At 68.4% G+C, this 9,288-nt stretch carries 6 protein-coding genes; 3 read left to right on the forward strand and 3 right to left on the reverse strand.

Annotated features, from left to right (window positions below):
• Positions 1-59: 59 nt before the first annotated feature.
• The 3 genes from putA (at position 60) to ACE3TU_RS15115 (ending at position 6,073) form a co-directional block, all read left to right on the forward strand.
• A complete protein-coding gene (gene putA, locus ACE3TU_RS15105; protein WP_374625611.1) occupies positions 60-3,614 on the forward strand; it encodes a bifunctional proline dehydrogenase/L-glutamate gamma-semialdehyde dehydrogenase PutA in 3,555 nt (1,184 codons plus the stop codon).
• 140 nt (positions 3,615-3,754) lie between these two features.
• The gene (locus tag ACE3TU_RS15110; RefSeq protein WP_374625613.1) at positions 3,755-4,810 is read left to right on the forward strand and encodes a hypothetical protein; all 1,056 of its coding nucleotides are present in this window, start codon (positions 3,755-3,757) and stop codon (positions 4,808-4,810) included.
• Between the two features lie 9 nt (positions 4,811-4,819).
• Positions 4,820-6,073 carry a phage tail tip lysozyme gene (locus ACE3TU_RS15115; RefSeq protein WP_374625615.1) on the forward strand — a complete coding sequence of 418 codons (1,254 nt, stop codon included), beginning with the start codon at positions 4,820-4,822 and terminating at the stop codon, positions 6,071-6,073.
• Between the two features lie 5 nt (positions 6,074-6,078).
• On the opposite strand, the gene ACE3TU_RS15120 is transcribed toward ACE3TU_RS15115, so the two are convergent.
• The 3 genes from ACE3TU_RS15120 to ACE3TU_RS15130 form a co-directional block, all read right to left on the reverse strand.
• Positions 6,079-7,155: an ABC transporter ATP-binding protein gene (locus tag ACE3TU_RS15120; protein WP_374625617.1), complete on the reverse strand. Its 1,077-nt coding sequence runs from the start codon at positions 7,153-7,155 to the stop codon at positions 6,079-6,081.
• 232 nt (positions 7,156-7,387) lie between these two features.
• On the reverse strand, positions 7,388-8,467 hold the full coding sequence (locus tag ACE3TU_RS15125) for a Gfo/Idh/MocA family protein (RefSeq protein WP_374625619.1): 1,080 nt from the start codon (positions 8,465-8,467) through the stop codon (positions 7,388-7,390).
• The coding region (locus ACE3TU_RS15130) for a Gfo/Idh/MocA family protein (RefSeq protein WP_374625621.1) at positions 8,464-9,288 on the reverse strand (825 nt) is incomplete at its 5' end. The genes ACE3TU_RS15125 and ACE3TU_RS15130, both read right to left, overlap by 4 nt.

Below are 9,288 nucleotides of genomic sequence, written 5' to 3' on the forward strand. Positions count from 1 at the left end.
CACATTTTCCCCACACAAATCAGCGACCCCGTGCCACATTATTGGGCACGGGGGCGATCATGGCTGAGCTCGACGACATCCGCGACCGCATGCGTTCGGCTATCCTCGCCGACGAGGCCGGGACGGTAGCCCGCCTCGTGTCGGAGGCCGGGCTCGACGCGGCCGATCGGCAGGTGATCGGCGAGCGGGCTGCGCAACTGGTCGAAAACGTCCGCGCCGCGCAGTCGGCGGGCATGCTGGAGTCCTTTCTCGCCGAGTATTCGCTCTCCACCCAGGAGGGCGTGGCGCTGATGTGCCTCGCCGAGGCGCTGCTGCGCGTTCCCGATACCCGCACGATCGACGACCTGATCGAGGACAAGATTGCCCCGTCCCGCTGGGCCGAGCATCTCGATCGCGCCAATTCGCCGCTGGTCAACGTTTCCACGCTGGCGCTGACGCTGACCGGCGAGGTGCTGCGCGATAGTGGCGCCGGCATCGCCGGCCTCATCAAGGGCTTCGTGCAGCGCATCGGCGAGCCGGTGATCCGCTCCGCGGTGATGCAGGCCATGAAGATCCTCGGGAGCCAGTTCGTCGTCGGCCGCGACATCGAGGAGGCGACGAAGGTCGCCCGCCGCGCCGAAAAGGACGGCTTCACCTATTCCTACGACATGCTGGGCGAGGCGGCCCGCACCGAGGCCGATGCCAAGCGCTACCGCGCCGCCTATGCCGAGGCCATCGCCGTGCTCGCCACGCGCTCCACCGCCGGCTCGGTGCGCGACAATCCGGGCGTCTCGGTCAAGCTCTCGGCGCTGCATCCGCGCTACGAGTTCATCAAGCGCGAGCGGGTGATGGACGAACTGGTCGAGCGCACCCTCGCCCTCGCCATGATGGCGCGCGGCGCCAACATGGGCTTCAACATCGATGCGGAGGAAGCCGACCGGCTTGACCTCAGCCTCGATGTCATCGCCGCCGTGCTCGCCGATGAGCGACTCGCCGGCTGGGACGGCTTCGGGGTGGTGGTGCAGGCCTATGGCCAGCGCGCCAGCCATGTCATCGACTGGCTCGAGGCGCTGGCCGAACGGCTCGACCGTCGCCTGATGGTGCGGCTGGTCAAGGGCGCCTACTGGGACAGCGAGATCAAGCGGGCCCAGGTGCTGGGCCTCGACGGCTTCCCGGTGTTCTCCCGCAAGGCCGCGACCGATGTCAGCTACATTGCCAACGCGCGCCGGTTGCTGAGCAAGACCGCGCGCCTCTATCCGCAATTCGCCACGCACAACGCCCACAGCGTCGCCGCCGTGCTGCATCTCGCCGAAGCCCTCGGCGTCGACAAGGCCGCCTTCGAGTTCCAGCGCCTGCATGGCATGGGCGAGCGTCTGCATCAGATCCTTGCGGCGGAACACGGCACCCGCACCCGCATCTATGCGCCGGTCGGGCGGCACTCCGATCTCCTCGCGTACCTCGTTCGCCGCCTGCTCGAGAACGGTGCCAACGGCTCGTTCGTCAACATGATCGCCGATCGCGACGTGCCGGCGGCCGCGGTGGTGGCGGACCCGTTTGCCGCTGTGGAGACAGCGCCGCGCCGTGTGCGCGATCCGGCGGCATTGTTCGAGCCGCATCGCATCAACTCGCGCGGGCGCGACCTGACCGATCCACAGGCGGTTGCCTTCCTGCTGGCCGACCGGGGCCGTTTTCGCGAGGGTGAGAAGCGCTGGCACGCCGTGCCGGCTTCGCTGGTCACCTATGGCCAGAACGAGACGGTCACCATTGTCAGTCCGGCGACCGGCGAGGTGGTGGGCGACGCCATCTGCGCCGGGCCGGAGACCATCGACCTTGCCATCACCACGGCGCGTGATGCCGCCGCCGATTGGGCCGCCCGGCCGGTGGCGGAGCGGGCGCTGCTGCTCCGCCAGGTTGCCGACCTCTACGAGCAGAACGCCGCCGAATTCTATGCGCTGTGCGCTCGCGAGGCGGGCAAGACGCTTGCCGACGCTGTCGGCGAGGTTCGCGAAGCCATTGATTTTCTGCGCTATTATGCGGCCGAGGCCGAGGCGTCCGAGACCCGCCGGCCGCTTGGCGTGTTCACCTGCATCTCGCCGTGGAACTTCCCGCTGGCCATCTTCACCGGGCAGATCGCGGCGGCGCTGGTCACGGGCAATACCGTGCTCGCCAAGCCGGCGGAGGCGACGCCGCTGATCGCCGCGCTCGCCGTGCGGCTGATGGTGCAGGCCGGTATCCCGGAGGACGTGATCCAGCTGCTGCCCGGGCCCGGCCCGGTGGTCGGGGCTGCGCTGGCCGCCGATCCGCGCATCGACGGCGTCTGCTTCACCGGCTCGCTGAGGACGGCCAAGGCGATCGATGCGGCGATGGCCGATCATCTGGCGCCGGGCGCACCGCTGATCGCCGAGACCGGCGGTCTCAACGCCATGATCGTCGATTCCACGGCGCTGCCGGAACAGGCGGTGCGCGATATCCTGTCGTCGGCCTTCCAGTCTGCTGGCCAGCGCTGCTCGGCGCTGCGCATCCTCTACGTGCAGGAGGAAGCGGCAGAGCGCACCCTCGAGATGCTGTTCGGCGCCATGGACGAGTTGCAGCTTGGCGACCCCTGGGCGCTTTCGACCGATGTCGGGCCGGTGATCGACCGCCGGGCGAAGGCCCGCTTCGAGGCCTATATCGACGGCTTTGCCGCGCGCGGCGCGGTGCTGCATCGCCTGCCGACACCGCAGGCCGGCAGCTTCGTCGCGCCGACCGTGCTCAGGGTCTCCGGCATCGCCGAGATGCCCGAGGAGATCTTCGGACCGGTGCTGCACGTCGCCACCTTCAGGGCGGAGGACCTCGATACCGTGATCGCCGCCATCAACGGGGCGGGCTACGGGCTGACCTTCGGCCTTCATACCCGCATCGACGAGCGGGTCGAGGAGATCGCCGGCCGCGTCCGCGCCGGCAATATCTATGTCAACCGCAACCAGATCGGCGCGGTCGTCGGCTCGCAGCCCTTCGGTGGCGAAGGCCTGTCGGGGACCGGCCCCAAGGCCGGCGGTCCCAACTACCTCCAGCGCTTCTGGCGCCCGGCGGAGCGGCATGAACCTTCGGCCGGCGTCAATCCGCTCTCGGGCCTCTCCATCGGCTTTGCCATTGCCGCGGTCGACAAGGTGCGGATCGCGGTCGAGCAGGTCGGCATCATCCCGGCGGAGCGGCTCCTGCCGGGTCCGACCGGCGAAACCAACACCCTCTACACCTGGCCGCGCGGCGTCGTGCTCTGCCTCGGCCCCGATGCGGCGAGCGCCGAGCGGCAGGCGCGGCTCGCCCTCGAGCAGGGCAACGGCGTGCTCGTCGTTGCGCCCGGTGCGCAGAAGATCGCTGCGGAGCTGGGTGCCAACGGAGAACCGATCGGCGGGGTCGACAAGAAGCTCGCGCCGGCCGCCATCGAGGCCGGCCTGCATGTCGATGCGGTGATGCATTTCGGCACGGACGGCGAACTCAAGCCCTGGCGGCAGGCACTGGCCCGTCGGGAGGGGGCCATCGTGCCGCTGATCACCCGGCCGTCCGATGCCGAGCGGCTGATCACCGAGCGGCACGTCTGCATCGACACCACCGCTTCGGGCGGCAATGCGGAGCTCCTGGCCGGGCAGGGCTGAGCCCGATCGGACACTTCCTCAAGTAGAAGCCCGTCCTGAGCGTAGTCCTCCCAACATGTCCGGCTGCGCCGGAGTGATAACCATGACGGGGTCGGCGGCGGCGAATTTGTCGCGCCGGGTTGGGTTGAGGGGCCGAAATCATGTTGCTGACCTTCGCGCGCCGGCGCCTGCCCGGCGTCCGTATCTGCATTGTCGCAGCAAGTGTCCTGGCGCTGACCGGCTGCGCGGGAGTCACCCCGCAACTGGTGTCGCCGACGCTCGACGGCGATGCCGTCGCCCGGTCGGTCACCGAGCACCAGAAGCTGATCGGGGCGCTGCAGGCCGATGCGGAGGTCATGGGCTACGCCAGTGCCGACTGGTACGAAGTGGCGCTCGCCGGGTTCAACTACGTCGATGACCAGTGTGCGGTCTATTTCGACTCGCTGTTTGCCTTCAACCGGCGAACCAGCGCGACCAAGTCGGCCCTCTCCGCCTTCGGGCAGACCACCAATGCCATCCTCGAGATCACCGGCGCCGCCAGCGCGACCATGGCCATCATCGCGCAGGCTTTCGGATTGGCGAGCGCGATGACCGATGTGGTGGCGGGTACCTTCCTCTACGAGCTGCCGCCGGCCAACACCAAGAAGTTCGTCGAGAAGGTGATGGGCGCCTACAAGAAGAAGGCTGCCGACGAGCGCCACAGCATCGACAGCCGGGCTTCCGCCTACAGCGCCGTCCGGGGTTACCTCAATCTCTGCCTGCCGGTGACCATCGAAGGGCAGTTGATCGAGCACATCAGCGATGCGGTTGCCGAGGCCAAGCCGGACGGCAACGCCACCAACATCGAAGTGGCCACCCGCTCCGTCCGGCCGAGCGACCTGATCTCGAATCCCGATATCCGGCTCCCCGAGGTGTTCACGCCGCCGCCCGGTCGCCCCGGCAAGAACGATTACGAACGCGGCATCAGTGCCACGCAGTGGCGCGTGGTGCAGGCCGCCATCTGCGCGCAGGTCGACGGCGACCCGGGCGAGGCGACCCATCGGGCGCTGGCCGAGTTCTTCGAGGGCGCCGGGACGCCCGATCCGGGCATCACCACGCGCGGCATCGGGCCCGAGCAGATGGACGTTCTGCGCCGGGCGGTGCGCGATGCGAATGGCCGCAGTTGCGCCGAGCGCGGCATCAGCGGCCCGCGCGAAGCCGGACAATTGGCAGGGTAGGAGGATCGCATGGCCGTACTCAAGGATAGCCGCAGCCTGCGCGACGCCCCGGGCGGCACCGTCATCATGCAGGTGCCGGGCGGCACGCGGGTTGCCGTCGGCGCGACGCAGGGCGCCTGGATCGAGGTGACGCTGGTCGATCACCCGGATCAGCAGAAAGGCTGGGTGAGCGCGGCCGCGGTGGACCTCGCCGCCGATACGCTCGGGCCGCTCGACAAGCAGGTCTTCGCGCTCGAGTGCCACTGGCAGGCATCGATCTTCGGGGTGAGCGGGCACTATCTCGCCGCCATCGCGGCCCTGCGCAGCAACATCGTCGACGGTACCGGGAGCGACGGCACGGTCGGTCCATACCGGTTCAGTCCCGCCGAATGGACTGCGAACGCCACCCAGCCGCAGTTCCAGCTCGCTGCGCCCGCGGCGGCGATCGGGTCGTGGAGCCTGCAGGTCGCGGTCTTCGCCATCATGGCGCGCTTGATGCAGGTGCGCGTCGCCTCGCTCCTCGGCAGCCAGCCGACGGCAACGGAACTCTGTTTCGCGCAGATGGTGGGCAGCAGGTCACTCGCGGCCGCGTTGCAGAACACGGCGCAGCCGGTTGCCGCTCTCATCGGCGCCATCGACGGAGCGACGGCTCTCGCCGAGGGGATCGATGTCGCCAACCTGACCGGACGCGATGCGGGCATCCTCGGGACCGGCAGCGTCGCCGATGCACTGACGTCGATCTCGGCGGCGCTCACCGCGGCCTTGGCCGAAACGCGCGAGGCAATGCTCAAGGCCGGCGACCAACTGATCGCCGGTGGCGGGACCGTGCTTGCGCCGGCCGGCCCGGCGGGTGGCCGCATCGATTTCGACTCTCCCGAAATCCCCGCCGGCCGACGCGACATGGCCGAGCTCATCGCCCGACGCTTCGCCAATGCCGGCTACGGGGTGCTCCAGCAGGTCGCCGCCATCGCCAATGCCATCGGTGAATCCGGGCTCGATCCCACGATCAAGGCAGCCGGCAACGAGCCGTCCTACGGCCTCTTTCAGCTCAACCAAGCTGGCGGCGTGGGCACCGGCCACAGCGTCGCCGTCCTCACCGATGCGGAACAGAACATCGCGATCATGCTGGCCCACATGGCCACGCTCTCCGCCGACAACGCCTTCCGCAATACCGCGTCGCTGCATGACGCGGTCGCCATCTTCGTGCGCGAGTTCGAGCGCCCCGCGAACAGTGCGGGGGCGATCGCGCGGCGCAGCGCCATCGCCCAGTCGCTGCTCGTCTAGGCCGGCTAGAGTGCCCGGCCGTCCTCGGCGAACACGTGGTAGCGCGCCGGGTCGACAAAGGCGGTCAGACGCTGGCCCAGTTCGAGCTGGCGCTGACCGTCCACCGCGATGGTGAGCGGCTGGCCGTCGGCGGTGGTCGCATACACCATGGTCTGGCCGCCCAGCTGCTCGACGAGGTCCACCTTCACCTCGGCAAGCGGCACGCCGCTGCCCTCGCTGATGCCGATATGCTCGGGCCTGACGCCGAAGGTCACCGTCCCGGCAGGGGCGGCAAGCGGGCGGGGCAGGGCGATGTCGCTGCCGCCGGCCCTGAGCCGCGCACCGGCGCCGTCCGTGGCTTCGACCGTCGCGGCGAGGAAGTTCATCTTGGGCGAGCCGATGAAGCCGGCGACGAACTTGTTGCGCGGCTTGTTGTAAAGATCGAGCGGCGCGCCCACCTGCTCGACAATGCCGGCCTGCAGCACCACGATCTTGTCGGCCATGGTCATCGCCTCGACCTGGTCGTGCGTCACGTAGATCATGGTGTTGCCCAGGTCGTTGTGGAGCTTGGCGATCTCCACCCGCATCTGCACCCTGAGTTCCGCGTCGAGATTGGAGAGCGGCTCGTCGAACAGGAAGATCTTGGGCTCGCGCACGATGGCGCGGCCGATGGCGACGCGCTGGCGCTGTCCTCCCGAGAGCTGCTTGGGCTTGCGCTTGAGCAGCGCCTCGATCCTGAGGATTTCCGCCGCCTTCTGCACCCGCGCCTGGATCTGGGGCCTGGGCACCCGCGCTGTCTCCAGGCCGAAGGCGAGGTTCTGGTAGACGTTCATGTGCGGGTAGAGCGCGTAGGATTGGAACACCATGGCAATGCCGCGCCGGGCTGCCGGCACCTCGTTCATCCGCACTCCGTCGATCAGCATGTCGCCGCCGGTGATCGGCTCGAGCCCGGCGATCATCCGCAGCAGGGTGGATTTCCCGCAGCCCGAGGGCCCGACGAACACCGTGAACTCGCCCGGATCGATGGCGAGGTCGATGCCGTGGATCACCTCCACGTCGCCATAGCGTTTCACCACCTTGTTGAGAACGACGCTGGTGGACATCAGTAGGGTCTCCTCGAAGGCCGCCGGTCTCCCTTCTCCCCTTGCGGGAGAAGGTGGCGCGAAGCGCCGGATGAGGGGTACGCGATGGCGGAGGCAAACCCCACATCCGCCCTTGGGGCACCTAGCTTGCCTTCAATCGCTCCGCTGGAGCGATTGATCGCGGCGCGACCGGCTCGAAGTCCCGCAAGGGGAGAAGGAAAGCGGTGGGCGACTGGGCCAGGCGGTGTCATGCTCACCGAAACCCCGCCGGCAGCCAGCTCTCGTATTTCGGATGCTCCGGCCCGATCGGGAAGCGGACGTCCTCGTGCGTTTCGCTCGAGTGGTAGAAGGCGGTGACGATCTCGAGGGCCCGGCGTGAATCCGCGCTGGTCACCGGCAGCGGCCCGCCGCTCTCGAGTGCCTCCCAGAACAGTCGCATCTGCGTTTCGAAGCGCGGCGGCGTGTCCTGCCAGTCCTGCAGCAGCTCGTCGATCCGCACCCTTGTCGCGTCGTTGCGCGGCAGGATCTTCCAGGGCGCCCCGCCCGGATTATACGGCGCGTGGTCGCTTTCGAAGGTGACGTTCTCGAATGCGATGCGGATGCGCGAGATCTCGTCGGCGGAGCCAAGCGTAGCGGTGAAGCTCGCCAGGGCCCCCGAGGCCATCTCCACCGATGCCGAGATGCAGTCCTCCACCTCGATCGGATTGACCCGCGTCGTCACCCGGCCGAACAGCGATTTCGGTTCGCCCATCAGGTAAGTGAAGATGTCGTGCGGGTGAATGGCATGGGTCATCAGCACCCCACCCAGCTCGGTCTTCCACTTTCCGCGCCATGGCACGGCATAGTAGTCCGCCTCGCGCCGCCACAGCGTTTCGACCGTGCCGACATAGGGCTTGCCGGCAATGCCGGCGTCGATGATCGCCTTGGCCTGGCCGATGCCGTTGCCGAAGCGGTACTGGAACACCGGCATCAGCCGGCCCGTCGAGCGTTTCTCTTCGGCGATCACCTCGTCGACCTGGGCGAGTGAGCCGACCAGCGGCTTCTCGCAGATCACGTGCTTGCCCGCCCTCAGCGCCGCCATCACCATCGGGTGGTGCAGCATGGGCGGGGTGCAGATGTCGATGATGTCGAGATCGTCCATCGCCAGCAGGTCGTCGAACCGCTCGACACGCCGCTCGATGCCGAACTCGTCGGCGAGCCCGTTGCGACGAGCCGAATCGAGATCGCAGATGGCGAGCACCCGGAAGCGGTCCTTGTTGGTCTCGTAGCCGTCCATGATGTGGGCGCGGCCGATGCCACCGCCGACCACCGCGACCGTGTATACCCTGTTCATTGCTGCCACACCGTCCCGATTTCGGCCATCTGCTGCGCCGTGAGTGCCAGTTCCATTGCCTTGAAGGCGCGCGCCTGCGGCATCGCCGTTTCCGTCCGATCGCGGATGTCGGCGAGCAGCTGCCGTCCATAGGGCAGGTCCTGCGCCGAGCAGTCGATGTGCCGGGTGCCCGCCTTGTCGACGAGGAACAGGTGGTCGGTTCCCGGCCGGCCGGCGATGTCGATGTACTTGCGGCACTCGATGTAGCCCTCGGTGCCCAGCAGCACGAGCCGCCCGTCGCCCCAGGTGCCGAGCCCGTCGGGGGTGAACCAGTCGACCCGCACGTAGCCCGTCGTCGTCGGCGACTTCAGGTGCATGTCGCCCACGTCCTGCAGCCCGGGCCGGCCCGGATTGCCGCGGTTGTTGACGGTCGCCGAGATCACCTCCGCCTCCGTGTCGGTGCCCGAAAAGAACAGGAACTGTTCGCACTGGTGGCTGCCGATATCGGCGAGGATGCCGCCATAGCGGGGCCGGTCGTAGAACCAGTCCGGCCGCTGGTTGTTGCGGATCTGGTGCGGCCCGAGCCCGAGCGTGTGCACCAGCTTGCCGATGGCGCCTGCGGCGACCAGCTCGCCGGCCTTCACCGTCGAACGCGTCTCGAAATGCTCCGAATAGCAGACCGAGTAGATGCGGCCGGTCTCCGCCTGCGCGCGCCGCAACTGGGCGAGCTGCGCCAGCGTGGTCATCCCCGGCTTGTCGCTCATCACGTCCTTGCCGTGGCGCATGATCTCGACCGAGAGCGCCGCGCGCTCGTTGAGGATCGCGGCGGTCAGCACCAGCTG

Source organism: Devosia sp., assembly GCF_041917035.1.
Taxonomy (GTDB): Bacteria; Pseudomonadota; Alphaproteobacteria; order Rhizobiales; family Devosiaceae; genus Devosia_A.